General features: G+C 53.9%; 14 protein-coding genes. 5 read left to right on the forward strand and 9 right to left on the reverse strand.

The features are described from left to right. Positions 1-55: 55 nt before the first annotated feature. Positions 56-1336, reverse strand: coding sequence for a glutamate-1-semialdehyde 2,1-aminomutase (gene hemL / locus F3J37_RS14965; protein ID WP_058960858.1), 1281 nt, complete (start codon positions 1334-1336; stop codon positions 56-58). 222 nt (positions 1337-1558) lie between these two features. Between hemL and erpA the strand changes: the two genes are divergently transcribed. Continuing rightward, positions 1559-1906: an iron-sulfur cluster insertion protein ErpA gene (erpA, locus tag F3J37_RS14970; protein ID WP_034829523.1), complete on the forward strand. Its 348-nt coding sequence runs from the start codon at positions 1559-1561 to the stop codon at positions 1904-1906. A 36-nt stretch (positions 1907-1942) separates the two neighbouring features. On the opposite strand, the gene F3J37_RS14975 is transcribed toward erpA, so the two are convergent. The 3 genes from F3J37_RS14975 to mtnN all read right to left on the reverse strand — a co-directional run bounded on the left by F3J37_RS14975 (position 1943) and on the right by mtnN (position 3802). Continuing rightward, positions 1943-2194: a hypothetical protein gene (locus F3J37_RS14975; RefSeq protein WP_034829521.1), complete on the reverse strand. Its 252-nt coding sequence runs from the start codon at positions 2192-2194 to the stop codon at positions 1943-1945. 107 nt (positions 2195-2301) lie between these two features. Next, entirely contained in the window at positions 2302-3111 is an 810-nt protein-coding gene (gene btuF / locus F3J37_RS14980) for a vitamin B12 ABC transporter substrate-binding protein BtuF (protein ID WP_166934111.1), read from the reverse strand. Beyond that, positions 3104-3802 (reverse strand): 5'-methylthioadenosine/S-adenosylhomocysteine nucleosidase, encoded by a 699-nt coding sequence (gene mtnN, locus F3J37_RS14985; protein WP_166934113.1) that lies wholly within the window; start codon positions 3800-3802, stop codon positions 3104-3106. Before mtnN ends, btuF begins: the two co-directional genes overlap by 8 nt. Positions 3803-3900: 98 nt before the next feature. Here mtnN and dgt point away from each other — a divergent pair, with 98 nt between their 5' ends. From dgt to F3J37_RS15005, 4 genes are all read left to right on the forward strand, one after another. After that, complete coding sequence (gene dgt / locus F3J37_RS14990) at positions 3901-5394, forward strand: dGTPase (protein ID WP_166934115.1); 1494 nt, start codon at positions 3901-3903, stop codon at positions 5392-5394. Positions 5395-5530: 136 nt separating this feature from the next. After that, complete coding sequence (gene degP / locus F3J37_RS14995) at positions 5531-6976, forward strand: serine endoprotease DegP (RefSeq protein ID WP_166934117.1); 1446 nt, start codon at positions 5531-5533, stop codon at positions 6974-6976. 241 nt (positions 6977-7217) lie between these two features. After that, positions 7218-8375 carry a CdaR family transcriptional regulator gene (locus F3J37_RS15000; RefSeq protein ID WP_034829508.1) on the forward strand — a complete coding sequence of 386 codons (1158 nt, stop codon included), beginning with the start codon at positions 7218-7220 and terminating at the stop codon, positions 8373-8375. A 25-nt stretch (positions 8376-8400) separates the two neighbouring features. Continuing rightward, positions 8401-9669, forward strand: coding sequence for an alginate lyase family protein (locus tag F3J37_RS15005; protein WP_205298951.1), 1269 nt, complete (start codon positions 8401-8403; stop codon positions 9667-9669). 8 nt (positions 9670-9677) lie between these two features. Here F3J37_RS15005 and F3J37_RS15010 read toward each other — a convergent pair whose 3' ends face one another. The 5 genes from F3J37_RS15010 to map form a co-directional block, all read right to left on the reverse strand. Further along, positions 9678-10382: a FadR/GntR family transcriptional regulator gene (locus F3J37_RS15010; protein ID WP_166934119.1), complete on the reverse strand. Its 705-nt coding sequence runs from the start codon at positions 10380-10382 to the stop codon at positions 9678-9680. A 143-nt stretch (positions 10383-10525) separates the two neighbouring features. Then, positions 10526-10918, reverse strand: a complete 393-nt coding sequence (locus F3J37_RS15015) for a DUF3461 family protein (protein WP_034829501.1) — start codon at positions 10916-10918, stop codon at positions 10526-10528. 294 nt (positions 10919-11212) lie between these two features. Then, positions 11213-12037 carry a 2,3,4,5-tetrahydropyridine-2,6-dicarboxylate N-succinyltransferase gene (gene dapD, locus F3J37_RS15020; protein WP_166934121.1) on the reverse strand — a complete coding sequence of 275 codons (825 nt, stop codon included), beginning with the start codon at positions 12035-12037 and terminating at the stop codon, positions 11213-11215. Between the two features lie 76 nt (positions 12038-12113). Next, positions 12114-14768: a bifunctional uridylyltransferase/uridylyl-removing protein GlnD gene (gene glnD, locus F3J37_RS15025; RefSeq protein ID WP_166934123.1), complete on the reverse strand. Its 2655-nt coding sequence runs from the start codon at positions 14766-14768 to the stop codon at positions 12114-12116. Between the two features lie 67 nt (positions 14769-14835). Further along, on the reverse strand, positions 14836-15630 hold the full coding sequence (gene map, locus F3J37_RS15030) for a type I methionyl aminopeptidase (RefSeq protein WP_034829494.1): 795 nt from the start codon (positions 15628-15630) through the stop codon (positions 14836-14838). Positions 15631-15857: the final 227 nt, after the last annotated feature.

Consider the following 15857-nt stretch of genomic DNA (forward strand, 5'->3'; position numbering starts at 1 on the left):
AGGGACAGCCGGGCACATCAATGAAGGGGCGCCATTCCTGGCGCCCGCTAATGGCTTAAAGCTTCGCGAAACTGCGGCGTGCCGCATCAATGGTGCGCTGAATATCTTCCTGGCTGTGTGCCAGCGACATAAAGCCCGCTTCAAAAGCAGAAGGTGCGAGGTAAACGCCTTCTTCCAGCATCAGGTGGAAGAAGCGCTTAAAGCGCTCAACGTCGCATTTTGTCACGTCGGCATAGCAGGTTACGCTTTCGGCATCGGTAAAGAAGATACCGAACATGCCGCCAACGTGGTTGATCACCAGCGGAATGTTTTCTGCTTTTGCCGCTGCCAGCAAGCCTTCAGACAGTTGGGTGGTGAGGTCGGTCAGAGTGCTGTGCGTGCCCGGTTGAGCAATCTGCGTCAGGCAAGCAAAACCGGCCGCCATGGCAATCGGGTTACCGGAAAGCGTACCCGCCTGGTAAACCGGACCCGTTGGTGCCAGTGCAGCCATCACATCACGACGACCACCAAATGCGCCCACCGGCATGCCGCCACCGATGATTTTGCCGAGACAGGTCAGATCCGGCGTGACATCGTAATAAGCCTGAGCACCGCCCAGCGCTACACGGAAGCCGGTCATCACTTCATCGATGATCAGCAGCGCACCAAACTCATCACAGAGTGCACGCAGGCCCGGCAGGAAGTCCGGTTGCGGTGGGATGCAGTTCATATTGCCCGCAACGGGTTCAACGATGATACAGGCGATATCTTCTGGATATTGCTCGAAGGCTTCGCGTACTGACGCCAGATCGTTGTAAGTGCAGGTCAGGGTGTGTTTAGCGAAATCAGCCGGAACACCCGGTGAGTTCGGTTGGCCCAGGGTCAATGCGCCGGAACCCGCTTTCACCAGCAGACAGTCGGCGTGGCCGTGGTAGCAGCCTTCAAATTTGACGATCTTGTCACGATGGGTAAAGCCACGAGCCAGACGAATCGCGCTCATGGTGGCTTCGGTGCCGGAGTTCACCATGCGCACCATATCCATACCTGGCACCAGCTCACACACCAGCTCGGCCATTTTCACTTCCATTTCGGTTGGGGCACCGAAACTTAAACCACGAGATGCCGCTTCAATCACCGCATTGCGGATATTGGCGTTGTTATGCCCCAGCACCATTGGGCCCCATGAACCGACATAGTCGATGTAGGCTTTGCCATCGGCGTCATACAGATAAGCGCCGTCGGCGCGTTCGATGAACAGCGGCACGCCGCCCACACCGGTAAAAGCACGTACCGGGGAGTTCACACCGCCAGGGATCAGGCGTTGCGCTTCGGCATACAGGTTTTCAGACTTACTCATTGCTCGGCTCCTGCTGTTCTGGAAAAAAATTCTGGCGCCATTCTAAGGGAAGAGTCGCCCGATTAGAAAGGCAAGCGGGTGCGAAAGCCTTTTAAAGCTATACTTTAGCGCAGCGCAGGCGGCACACAGTGTCAAGCGCAGTACTTGATTGCACTGGGCGGCTGGCAGATAATAGTGAAATTAAGGTCGTTTTCTGACCTGGACGTTTACCCGGAGTAAAACATGAGTGACGACGTAGCAGCGCTGCCTTTGCAATTCACTGAAGCAGCAGCGAAAAAAGTGAAAAATTTGATCGCGGATGAAGAGAATCCTGAGCTGAAACTGCGCGTGTACATCACCGGTGGCGGTTGCAGTGGTTTTCAGTACGGTTTTACTTTTGATGATCAAATGAATGACGGCGACATGACCATTGAAAAGCAGGGCGTGGCGCTGGTGGTTGATCCAATGAGCCTGCAGTATCTGGTGGGCGGCTCGGTTGATTATACCGAAGGTCTTGAGGGTTCACGTTTTATCGTGACAAACCCGAACGCGAAAACGACTTGCGGTTGTGGTTCTTCCTTCAGCATCTGATCCCCTTTTCTGACCGCCGTTCTGGCGGTCAGAACGTTACCACTCTACGGTCACTAATCGTGACGACTCACGACGCTTCGCATCGCGCTTTAACACGCTTTCGGTCACGCGCGGCTGTGCACTGAAGTGACGTCCACAATCAATCGATGGCAATGTTTGTTCGCTTTGCCGTGAGATATCGCAGCGGGAAAATATGGTCAACGTGACGGCAATAGAGCCGGTGGAGGTCGCCGCGCCAATTGGCGCAGCCATCGCAAGCCCTATGGCCAGGAGCAGTGCTCTGGTCATTGATAATTCCTGGTGAAGTCAAAAGTTGCGCGTTGCGCAAAAAGGGCACTGAGCATACGTGGCCGCAGTGCCTTGTATTTTGATTTTCGACAATTTTTGCCGAATCTTTAATCTTTTTTGGTGCTATTTTTCGCCGGATGTAAATCTGCACACAGCTGTTTGGCTGCCAGCAGGATACGTGGACCCGGTCGACTCAGCCAGTCATCGTTAATGGCAATCACCGGCACCGTCAGTTGTGGCTGCCAGAATTTCACAATATTCGCGGCTTGCGCACGGTCACCGCCAATCACAATCGCCTCGGGATGGCGCGCCAGCACTTGCTCGCGGCTCACCTGTGGCCAGCTTACGCGACTGTCAGCAAAGATATTTTTACCGCCACACAGCGTGATCACTTCGTTTTGCAACGTATTACGCGATGCAGTAAACAGCGGCTGTTGACCAAACTGCAAAAACAGAGGGATCGGCGTGCGTTGTTGATACTGTTTACGCAGATCATCCTCTTGCTGGCGCAGCGCCTGTGCGGCAGCCGCCGCCTGCTGAGGTTGTGGACTCCACGGTTTGAGCGCTGCTAACGCATCAATCATCTGATCAATGGTCTGCGGATCAATCCATTCGACTTTAATGCCCAGACGTTGCAGTTGATCGATCTGCCGCTGCGGATTGCCGCCGCGCCAGGCTAGCACCACATCCGGTTTCAGTTGCAGGATGCGTTCAACGTTGATGCCCTGCCAGTTTGCCACCTGCTCCAGCTGGTTGGCCTGCGCCGGAAAATCTGAATAGGCGCTGACCGCTACCGGCGTAATGCCTGCAGCGAAAGCCAGTTCAGTGAGATGGGGCGATAGCGTGACAACGCGCGGGGCAGCGGCAAACAGGCTATTGCCGATCAGCAATAGCCCCAGTAGCCAATATTTAGCCACGCGCCAGTTGTGCCAGCAGGTTTTCAACCATCAGCGACGATTGTTTAGCGGCAACAACCAGGAACTCATCAAAGCTCAGGTGGGATTCTTTGTCCGCGACATCGGAAATTGCACGCACCACAACAAACGGCACCTTGAACTGATGGCAAACGTGACCGATGGCGGTGGCCTCCATCTCCACGGCGATCGCCAGTGGGAAGGTGGTGCGAATGCGTGCCAGTGGCTCAGCACCGTTGATGAAGGCATCACCGCTGACCACTAAACCGCGCACCGCGTTGAGATCCAACTGCTTAATCACCTGCTCTGCAGCGGCGATCAGTTTTTCATCCGCCACAAAGGCTGCCGGGCAACCGGCCATCTGACCCGGTTCGTAACCAAATGCGGTCACGTCGGCATCGTGATAACGCACTTCATCGGAAACCACGATATCGCCCACTTTCAGTGAAGCGGCCAGACCACCCGCAGAGCCGGTATTGATCACCAGGTCGGGTTTGCACAGCTCCAGCAACAGGGTCGTGCCGAGCGCTGCTGCGGTTTTACCGATGCCTGATTTCAGCAGAGCAACCTCAACACCGTTCAGCGTGCCGGTATAAATTTCACAACCAGCCAGCGTCAGCGTCTGACGGTTTTCGATTTTGTCACGCAGCAGGGTGACTTCCTGCTCCATCGCGCCAATAATGCCTGCTTTCATAAAGAATCTCGCTGTAGTTATAGATGTAAAGCTTAAAAGTGAGGCATAGTCTACCATGGCTGGCAGAGGATGAATTCACCAAAAAATAAGGGGTAATGATGGCGCCGATCAATTTCAAAAATAAGATCAGTTTCACCCGCCCTTATACCAGCCGCAAAGATCCAGAGGGCGAATACTTTATTACACGGCACTTTGAGAGTGACCGTGGCCGCATCATCAATTCTGCCGCGATCCGCCGCCTGCAACAAAAGACTCAGGTATTTCCTCTGGAGCGTAATGCAGCGGTGCGTTCACGTTTGACCCACTCGCTGGAAGTGCAGCAAACCGGGCGCTATATCACCAAAGAGATCCTGCAATACCTGAAAACGCAGGGCGGTGGACTGGCAAATTACGGGCTGGATGAGTTTGAAGGCGCGTTTGAGAGTCTGATTGAGATGGCCTGCCTGCTGCATGATGTGGGGAATCCGCCGTTTGGTCACTTTGGTGAAGCCGCGATCAATGACTGGTTTGACGACAATCTGCCTCTTGAACTCGTGGACCCGCTGGTGGCGGGCGTGGCAGATGAGTATCAGCGCACTGATTTTGACCAGCTAAATGCAATGATTCGTCAGGATTTGTGCCACTTCGAAGGCAATGCGCAGGCGATTCGCCTGGTGCATACGCTGCTGCAGCTCAATCTTAGCTATGCGCAGGTGGCCTGTATTTTAAAATATACCGCCCCCGCATGGTGGCAGGGCGATAAGCCTGCAGAATTTAGCGTGCTGATGAAGAAGCCTGGTTTTTATTTGTCCGAGCGTGAATATGTGGCTGACTTACGCGCTGCGACCCATATTAAGGAGCATCATCGCTATCCTCTCACCTGGATTATGGAAGCCGCGGACGATATCTCCTACTGTATTGCCGATTTAGATGATGCGGTCGAAAAAGACATTTTTGATGTTGAGACCTTGTATAAGTCTCTGCTCAAAGCCTGGGGGCCGGTAAATAGTGGTGATGCGTTCAGTCGCACAGTGAGCGAGGCATGGAAAGAAGCCAACCAGAAAAAACGCCGTAGCCTGAGCGATCAATTTTTCATGTCATTACGGGTTAACGTGCAAAATGTGTTGGTTAGCCATGCCGTGCGCCGTTTTGTCGATAATCTCCCGGCTATTTTTGAAGGAAACTTCAATCATGCGCTGCTGGAAGATGACGGTGATGAAGGCCGTCTGTTGAAATTATTTAAAACCGTGGCGCGCCAGCAGGTATTTAATCATCCGGAAGTTGAGCAACTCGAATTACAAGGTTATCGGGTAATAAAAGGGTTGCTGGAAATCTATCAGTCATTAATGTTGCTGGATTATGAACAATTTACTACGCTGATGAACGACGATTTTCTGCCGAAATATCCGATAGAAACGCGACTGTTTCATAAGCTTTCAGGAAAACATCGCAAAGCTTATCAGCAGCAGATGCGTACACTGATTGTCGAGCATAAATATCAGCGTTTGTTGTGGGAGCGTTATTACCGTTCGCGCTTGATTCAGGACTATATCAGCGGAATGACAGACAATTATGCATGGGATGAGTATCGTCGTTTGATGGCCGTGGAATAAGCTGAGTTTTGTAAAGATGAAGAATAAATTTTTACCTTTACCCAAAACTTCATTAGGAACTTCGCGCTAAAAACTTAATCTCACCATCACGACCACAGCAATGGTCTGGCCGTAAATCTTAGAGAGACACAGACAAATGAAAAAAAGCACATTAATGTTAAGTGCGCTGGCGCTTAGTCTGGGCATGGCATTGAGCCCTGTCAGTTTCGCGGCGGAAAGTGCTTCCTCCTCGAATCAACAGTTGCCAAGCCTGGCGCCGATGCTGGAAAAAGTGATGCCTTCCGTGGTGAGTATTAGCGTTGAAGGCAGCACCACGGTGAAAAACCCGCGCATGCCGCAGCAATTCCAGCAATTCTTTGGTGATAACTCGCCATTCTGCCAGGACGGTTCGCCATTCCAAAGCTCGCCAATGTGCCAGGGCGGCGGTGATGGTAGCCAGGGCGGTGACAACGGCGGCGCCAACACCCAGCAGCAAAAATTCCGTGCACTCGGTTCGGGTGTCGTGATTAATGCCGACAAAGGCTATGTCGTCACCAACAACCATGTGGTAGATAACGCCACCAAAATTCAGGTGCAGCTCAGCGATGGCCGTCGCTATGACGCCAAAGTGATTGGTAAAGATCCGCAGTCTGATATTGCTCTAATTCAACTGCAGGACGCCAAGAACCTGACGGCGATTAAGATCGCTGACTCCGATGACTTACGTGTCGGTGATTACACTGTCGCAATCGGTAACCCGTATGGACTCGGCGAAACGGTGACCTCCGGTATCGTTTCAGCATTGGGCCGCAGCGGCTTGAACGTCGAGAACTACGAGAACTTCATCCAGACCGATGCCGCCATCAACCGTGGTAACTCTGGTGGTGCGCTGGTAAACCTGAACGGTGAACTGATTGGGATTAACACCGCGATTCTGGCGCCAGACGGTGGCAATATCGGTATCGGCTTTGCTATCCCAAGCGCGATGGTGAAAAACCTGACGGCGCAGATGATCGAGTATGGTCAGGTGAAGCGTGGCGAGCTGGGCATTATGGGTACCGAGCTTAACTCTGAGCTGGCGAAAGCGATGAAAGTCGATGCCCAGCGCGGTGCCTTTGTGAGCCAGGTCCTGCCTAACTCGGCAGCGGCAAAAGCGGGTGTGAAAGCCGGCGATGTCGTGGTGTCGATGAATGGCAAACCGCTGACCAGTTTTGCCGCGCTGCGTGCAGAAGTGGGTTCACTGCCAGTGGGCACTAAACTGCAGCTGGGTCTGTTACGTGACGGTAAACCGGTGACGATTACGGTTGAACTGCAGCAGAGCTCGCAGGAAAAAGTGCAGTCCGCCACGATCTACACCGGCATTGAAGGTGCCGACCTGAGCAACATCGACAGCAACGGCCAGAAAGGCGTGCGCGTGGATAATGTGAAGGCAGGTAGTGCTGCAGCGCGTATTGGTCTGAAGAAAGGTGACGTGATTAGGGGCGTTAACCAGCAGGCGATTGCCAACCTTGGTGAACTGCGCAAAATCCTCGACACCAAACCGTCCGTGCTGGCCCTGAATGTGCAGCGTGGCGACAGCAGCCTCTATCTGCTGATGCAGTAAGTCTGGGATGATTGAACACTGGCGAGCTTCGGCTCGCCTTTTTTGTTTTTGTCAGGCACAGCTGCGCGATTGGCTAGCATCAACACCCTTTTAGTGTGGTCCACATTGTGCAGATGTCCGTTTCGCAATGTGACGCCTACCGCAATTCCCGTATTCTCTATCCGGCTATGTGCAGTTGCACAATGCCAGCCGTGCGTGGGATGCGTATTCTGTCAATTCTTCCCTTTCTCTGGAGTGATTGATGGCCACCTATCATCTCGATGCGCGACTGGCTCAGGATATTGTTGCCCGCACCATGCAAATTATTGACAGTAATGTCAACGTGATGGATGCACGCGGCCGCATTATTGGCAGCGGCGATCGTGAGCGTATTGGCGAATTGCACGAAGGTGCGCTGCTGGTGTTGTCACAGGGAAGGGTGGTGGACATTGATGAGGCCGTGGCGAAACATCTGCATGGCGTACGTCCGGGCATCAACCTGCCGTTGCGTATTGACGGCGAGATTGTCGGCGTTATCGGCCTGACCGGCCAGCCGGCAGCGCTGCGTCACTACGGTGAACTGGTGTGTATGACCGCCGAAATGATGCTGGAACAAGCGCGGCTGTTGCACATGCTGGCGCAGGATAGCCGTCTGCGCGAAGAGCTGGTGCTGAACCTGATTCGCAGCGATACGCTTTCACCGGCGTTGAGCGAGTGGGCGCAGCGCCTGGGCATCGATCTCAATCAACCGCGCGTGGTGGCGGTGGTGGAAGTCGACAGCGGCCAGCTTGGCGTTGACAGTGCGATGTCGGAATTGCAGCATTTACAAACTCTGCTGACAACGCCGGATCGTGACAACCTGATTGCTATCGTTTCACTCACTGAAATGGTGGTGTTGAAGCCGGCGCTCAATGCCCACGGCCGTTACGATCAAGACGATCACCGCCGTCGCGTGGATCAGTTATTACAGCGTATGAAAGAGAGTGGGCAGGTGCGGATGCGCATCGCGCTGGGGAATTTCTTTACCGGTCCCGGCAGTATTGCACGTTCCTACCGTACGGCGCGTACTACCATGATGGTGGGCAAACAGCGCATGCCGGAACAGCGCAGCTTCTTCTATCAGGATTTGGTGCTGCCCGTACTGCTGGATAGCCTGCGCGGTGGCTGGCAAGCGAATGAACTGGCGCGTCCGTTGGCGAAACTCAAAGCCAATGATAATAATGGATTATTGCGACGTACGCTGGTGGCGTGGTTCAGTCATAACGTGCAGCCCAGCGCCACGGCACGCGCACTATTTATCCATCGTAATACGCTCGAGTATCGCCTGAACCGCATCTCCGAGCTAACCGGATTAAACCTCGGCAATTTTGACGATCGATTGTTGCTGTATGTGGCGCTGCAACTGGATGAACAGAGCTAACCCTTAGCAGGGCCAGGAGAGGAAGATGCCCCGTTTGAATGTGCGCCTGATCTGGCTGTTGGCTGGCTTGCTGATGACCGCGACCTGTCATGCCAAAGCTGTTTCGCTGGCCTTTTTATCTGGCGAAGAGATGCAACAGACGCGAACTGCGCTGCAAAATCATCAGGCTGCGCCACAGACTGAGCAGGCGTGGCAGCAACTCAAGCAGGCTGCCGATCGCGCGCTTAATCAGCCCAATCCCAGCGTGACGCAGAAAGGGATGTTACCTCCCAGCGGTTCCCGCCATGATTATCTCAGCCTGAGTGCCTACTGGTGGCCGAATCCCGACAAGCCCAATGGCTTGCCATGGGTACGCCGCGATGGTGAGGTCAATCCGGCGAGTAAAAACGACCAAAGCGACGGTGTGCGTCTGGCCCGTTTCACCGCAGACGTGCAGGCATTAGCACTGGCCTGGTACTTTTCCGGCGACACCCGTTATGCAGCGAAAGCCCAATCGATGATTCGCAGCTGGTTCATCGATCCCACCACCCGCATGAATCCCAATCTTAATTATGCTCAGGGTGTGCCGGGTAAGGCTGAGGGCCGACACACCGGTGTGCTGGATGGGCGTTACTTTGCCACGCGCATAGTGGATGCACTGCAGCTACTGCAAGATTCGCCCGGCTGGCACCCGCAGGATCAGGCTGCGATACATGCATGGTTTAGCGATTATCTCGGCTGGCTATTGCACAGTCAGTTGGCACAAGGCGAGCGTGATGCACCTAATAATCATGGCAGTTGGTATGCCGCACAGGTGGCGGGCATCGCGTGGTATTTGCATCAACCTCAGGTGATTAAGCAGATGGTGGTTTTAGCTCAGGATAAAATCGCCGGGCAAATTCGTGCGGACGGAACGCAGCCAATGGAACTGGTACGCACACGCTCGTTCCACTATAGCTATTTCAATTTGCAGGCTCTGACCAGCCTCGCGCAACTGGCACAGCGAAGCGGCGCGGGCGATCTTTGGCACTATCAACAGCAGAGCGGTTCATTGTTGAGTGCGCTGAATTATATGGCACCGTTTAGTGATGACAGCAAAACCTGGCCATGGAAAAATCGCGATCGTGTCAGTCTGCGCTTGATTCCACTGCTCTCGCTCACGGATCGCAGCCTGAACAGCGACCGTTTTCAGCCCTGGATTCATCGCGCGATCGAAACGCAGTCGACGGCCCCTATCAGCCCAGCAGCGCGCGGTGCGGAAAGAGAAGCGCTGCGTGATCTGTGGTTGTTATCGCGCCCACCCACGTATCGGTGAGGGGAAAGTTATAGCCGAGGCTGTGTGCTGTTAAGCATTAGATTCATCGACGCCCTGTGCGCCGCATCGGCATCGCCGATCATGATCGCTTCATAAATCTTGCGGTGTTCGTCCAAAAAAATATCCTGCGCGCTAGAAGGCCAGGTAAAAAAGCATTTAAAGATGGTTTCCAGCAAATTACCGAACGGGATGTAAAAACAGTTGTCGGTAGAGTGAAAGATCAGGCGATGAAAGGCACTGTCTGCCTCCAGCCAGCGAGCAAGATCGAAGTTACTCGCAGCGCAAACAGCGATCATTTCGCGAAATAACAGAGAAAGTTCGGTGCGTTGTGCCTGCGTAGCGTGTAGTGCAGCCAGTCTGGCAGCCTGCGGTTCGATAGCCTCACGGAAGTCCAGAAACTGTTGATACATCTCTGCCGTAGATTCGATTCCCTGCATCCATTCCAGCAGCTGCACATCAAGCAGATTCCAGTATGTGCGATCGCGCACATGCGTGCCGAGTTTGGGACGCGATTCTATTAATCCCTTCGAAGAGAGGAGTTTAAGCGCCTCACGCACGGCAGTTCGGCTGACGCCAAAGTGGCTACACAACTCGACTTCGCTGGGCAGAACATCACCAGCCTTTAGCGTTCCAGAGAGAATTTTTTGCGCGAGGTCACCGGCGATATGAACATCCAGACCGCGCTGTCCTGAGGTGATGGCTGCAAATTGCATGGATTTTGTGATACCTGAAGTCAGACATAACCCGATACTAGCCAGGGATTATGAATTCAGATAGGTGAAACAGGCCCAGATAAAACTGAATTAAGGCAAAAAAAAGGCCAGCATAAGCTGGCCCTGGGAACGCGGGGAGGAAATTAACGACCGTTGCGGGTCAGTTGATCCAGATCGGATTCAATTTCAGCGATCTTATTGGATACCACGTTTTCCAGATGACGCAGATCAGCAAGGATTTTGCGTTTCAGATCGACTTCGACTTGATCGCGCTGGCAGATCTGATCCAGTTCGTCGATCACGTAACGCAGGTTCGGGCTGATTTCCTGTACTTCTTTATAGCCTTGGCTGGTGTGATCGGCGACGACAGTTTTGCGCTGACGCGGGTATTTGAATTTCACGCTTTTGGCGAAGAATTCACCTTTGTCTTTGCGGAAGTAGATTTTCAGAATGTCGTTGCTGGCTTCCTGACGCAGGCTGTAACGGTCGATGTCTTCAGGAGAGCTGATACCTAAGCTTTTCAGGTTGTCGTACATAGCGTTTATATTCCATCTAAGAGTGGGTGAGCGCGCAGGACTATCATCATCATTCGGGATGCGGCAGATACGCAGCAACCGGAACGCTTACGGCATACTTAATCAACTGTAGACACAAAAACCGGGATGAACAGTGCGCGACCGGAGTTAACTGGCGCGGATTATGAACTGTTTGAAAAATAAACGCACCAGATAATTCGCGGCGCGAAGCAGGTAGTTTAGGTAAGAGTGTAAAGAAAAAATTACGGGCCAGAATACAGGCCCGTTGGCAGGGTAACCGGACTAATTTCTCACTTAGTCGATGGTACGCAGCAGTTCGTTGATGCCGGTTTTCGCCAGCGTTTTAGCGTCCACTTTCTTCACAATTACGGCGCAGTACAGGCTGTAGCTACCATTTTTAGACGGCAGGTTGCCCGATACCACCACTGAACCCGCTGGCACGCGGCCGTAATGCACTTCGCCGGTTTCACGGTCGTAAATTTTGGTGCTCTGACCGATGTAAACGCCCATGGAGATCACTGAACCTTCTTCCACGATCACGCCTTCAACGATTTCAGAACGTGCGCCGATGAAGCAGTTGTCTTCGATGATGGTTGGGTTAGCCTGCAGTGGCTCCAGAACACCGCCGATGCCGACGCCGCCAGACAGGTGAACGTTTTTGCCGATCTGCGCACAAGAACCCACGGTGGCCCAGGTGTCAACCATGGTGCCTTCATCAACGTAAGCGCCGATGTTAACGTAAGAAGGCATCAGCACGGTGTTACGTGCAATGAACGCGCCCTGACGCACGGCAGCAGGGGGGACAACGCGGAAGCCCGCATTTTTGAAGCGTGCTTCATCCCAGTTCGCGAACTTCATTGGCACTTTGTCGTAGAAACGGGTTTCTGCGCCTTCCATCACCTGGTTGTCATTGATGCGGAACGACAGCAGCACTGCTTTCTTCAGCCACTGATGCGTTACCCACTCTCCGTTGATCTTTTCAGACACGCGCAGTTCGCCGCTATCCAGCAGGCCAATAACCTGTTCGATGGCTTCACGGGTCACGCTGTCCACGCTGGCTGGCGTGATATCGGCGCGGCGCTCAAAGGCAGATTCAATAACGCTCTGTAACTGTTGCATAATAATTTCCTGAGTCTGTCATACGGGTGCCAGCGTCGCGCTGACACAGAGAATTAAGTCGATAAATCGATTGCGGTCACACTTTATCGTTTGGATTGAGGGCCTCTGTCAACCGTTGTTGCAGTACATTGCGCATTTCGACATCAAGTGCGCGCCGTTCGCTGTCCGCCAGGATGAAAAGATCCTCAACTCGTTCGCCAATCGTACTGATGCGCGCGCCGTGCAGTGACACACCGAGGTCGGCAAACACTTCCCCTACACGCGCCAGCAAGCCTGGTTGATCCAGCGCGACCAGCTCCAGATAGCTACGACGATCGGTGTGCGTCGGCAGGAAATTCACTTCGGTATCGACACTGAAGTGCTTAAGTCGTGCAGACTGGCGACGCGTGCGCGGCGGCACCCACTCGGTTTGGGTAATCGCTTGCTCCAGTGCCTGCATAATCATCGGATGACGATCGGCGGCCAGCGGACTGCCATCCGGTTCCAGCACAATAAAGGTATCCATCGCCATGCCGTCGCGGCTGGTAAAGATCTGGGCATCGTGCACGCTCAGATTGCGGCGGTCCAGCTCACCGGCTACTGCGGCAAACAGGTGAGGGCGGTCCGGGCTCCAGATAAAGATTTCAGTCCCGCCGCGAGTGGCCTGCGGGCTGACCAGCACCAGCGGCTTTGTAAGGTCATGGTCGATCAGATGACGCGCGTGCCATGCCAGTTGATTCGGCGTGTGACGCAGGAAATAGTCAGCACGGCAGCGGCTCCAGATATGGTGCAGGCGCTCTTCGTTAAGGTTTTCCATCCGTAACAGCGCGAGAGCCTGTAAGCGATGATGACGCACGCGTTCGCGCAAGTCCGGGCTGTTTTCCATACCGCGACGCAGCTGTTTTTCGGTCGCGAAGAACAATTCACGCAGCAGGCTCTGCTTCCAGCTGTTCCACAGACTTTCGTTAGTGGCGCAGATGTCGGCTACGGTGAGACACACCAGATAACGCAGGCGGTTTTCATTCTGCATGACTTCAGCGAATTGCTGAATCACCGTCGGGTCCTGAATATCACGGCGCTGGGCGGTGACCGACATCAACAGATGATGGCGCACCAGCCAGGCCACCAACTGCGTTTCCCGCGAGTTGAGCCCGTGCAATTCGGCAAAATCAAGCGCGTCCTGCGCCCCCAGAATCGAGTGGTCACCGCCGCGCCCTTTGGCAATATCGTGCAATAAGGCAGCCATCAGCAGCAGTTCGATCTGTGGCAAACGCGGCCAGAGTTCTACACACAATGGGTGCATCGGACGCGTGGCTTCGTTGGCGAAACTTTCCAGCTTTTGCAGGACGCGAATGGTGTGCTCATCCACCGTGTAAGCATGGAACAGGTCAAACTGCATCTGGCCGACAATATTGCCCCACAGCGGCGTATACGCCCAAAGGACACTGTGGCGATGCATCGGCACCAGCGCCCGCTTCACCGCGCCCGGATGGCGCAGAATCGCCATAAAGGTGTCACGCGCTTCGGCAATCTGGCACAGCGGCTGCTTCAGATGACGACGCGCATGGCGTAAATGACGTAGCGTGGTGGAGTAAATGCCGGTGATGTTCTCATTACGTACCATCACATAAAACATGCGCAGAATGGCCTGCGGTTCACGTTCGAACAACGTGGGGTCACGCAGATCAATCAAATTGCCGCGCAGTTGGAAATCATCATCAATGCTGCGCGGTTTCTCGGTGGTGGAGAGCGCGAGGATCGCTTCATCAAACAGCTGCAGCAGCATCTGATTGAGCTCACCAATGCGGCGCGTCACCCGGTAAAAATCTTTCATCATGCGCTCAACCGGCTCATTGCCTTCGCCGAGATAGTTGAGCCGCTGTGCCACCGTGAGCTGGCGATCAAACAACAAGCGATTGTCGTAGCGTGTGAGCGTTAAGTGCAGCGCGAAGCGAATTCGCCAGAGGAACTCCTGGCATTCATTGATCTCATTACGTTCGGCTTCCGTGATAAAGCCAAAACCGACCATTTCATCCATGGTGGTGGCACCGAAATGGCGGCGCGCCACCCACTGTAAGGTGTGGATGTCGCGCAGGCCACCCGGGCTGCTTTTAATATCGGGTTCGAGATTGTAGCTGGTGCCGTGGTAGCGCTGATGACGTTCCTGCTGCTCTTCAATCTTGGCCGCGAAAAAGCGAGAGGACGGCCAGAAGCCATCGCTGAAAATGTTCTTCTGTAACTCAAGGAACAGGGCGACATCGCCTGTCAGCATGCGGGATTCGATCAGGTTGGTCGCGACAGTAAGATCGGACAACCCCTCCAGTAAGCACTCTTCCAGCGTGCGCACACTGTGGCCAACTTCGAGTTTTAAATCCCACATCAGCGTCAGGAGTTCGCTGGTGCGTTGCGCGGCCGCATCATCCAGTGGCTGGCGGCTGAGTATCAAGACATCGATATCGGAGAGCGGATGCAGTTCACCACGGCCATAGCCGCCCACCGCAACCAACGCAATCTCTTTCATTTTATCGAAGCCGAAGAAGCGCCACAGTCGGCGCAACAGACGATCGATAAATAGCGTGCGGGCATCAATCAGTGATTCAACGTCAGTACCGGCATCAAAGGCCATACCGAGATGCTGCTGGAATTGCTCCAGATAGAGTTTTAATTTGTCACGCGTCAGGGCTTCATCGGGCCAGCTGGCGGGGGAATCAGTCAGGCCTTTGTGTACTGCTTCGGTCACGCTACCACTCATCGACATGCCTCGTAAGCGCCATAAAAAAGGCCGGCATTATGCCGGCCTGGTACTGTCTTGAAGAACGTTACGCGTTGTTTTCGAGCACCGCAGCAATGGTGTCATCTTCACGCAGCGTAAGAATCTCACAGCCGTTTTCTGTCACCACAATAGTATGCTCATACTGCGCGGACAAGCTGCGATCTTTGGTTTTTACGGTCCAGCCATCCTTCATGGTGCGGATACGATAATCACCGGCATTGACCATCGGCTCAACGGTAAAGGTCATCCCCGCCTGCAACACCACGCCGCCGTCATCGGCATCATAGTGCAACACTTGTGGTTCTTCGTGGAAACCTTTGCCGATGCCGTGGCCGCAGTATTCACGTACCACAGAGAAATCCTGTGCTTCAACATATTGCTGAATCGCACGGCCCAGCTCACGCAGGCGGATGCCCGGTTTAACCAGACGCAGTGCAATGTAGAGGCTTTCCTGGGTGACACGGCACAAGCGCTCGCCTTGAATAGTCGGTTTGCCGACGATGAACATCTTCGAGGTATCGCCGTGATACTCGTCTTTGATCACCGTGACGTCAACGTTGACTACATCGCCATCTTTTAAAACGCGGTCATCGCTCGGGATGCCGTGGCACACCACTTCGTTAACCGAAATACACACCGATTTCGGGAAGCCGTGATAGCCAAGGCAGGCTGAGATAGCCTGCTGCTTATTCGTGATGTGATCGTGGCAGAGGCGGTCGAGTTCACCTGTGGTCACACCCGGCACCACGTGCGGGGCGATCATTTCCAGCACTTCAGCAGCCAGACGGCCCGCCACGCGCATTTTTTCGATTTCTTCAGGGGTTTTGATTGAAATGGCCATTAAATAATCCGCAATTGCCGACATTTTCGACAATAATGAGTTCTGTGGCAGTCATGTTAGCAGTCAGTCATTAGGCTGCCAAATCGGGATGACTCCTCGCTCACGCTGCTAACAACTGTTGGCGTATTCCTGCGCGTTATGGTATAAAGCGCGCCGACGATTCTCTGTCACCTTCGTTTCGTGGCTGGCAGGAAACGCATAAAACTCATTATGTGTACTAAAACACA

The organism is Candidatus Pantoea communis (assembly GCF_011752685.1).
In the GTDB taxonomy this organism is placed as follows: domain Bacteria; phylum Pseudomonadota; class Gammaproteobacteria; order Enterobacterales; family Enterobacteriaceae; genus Pantoea; species Pantoea communis.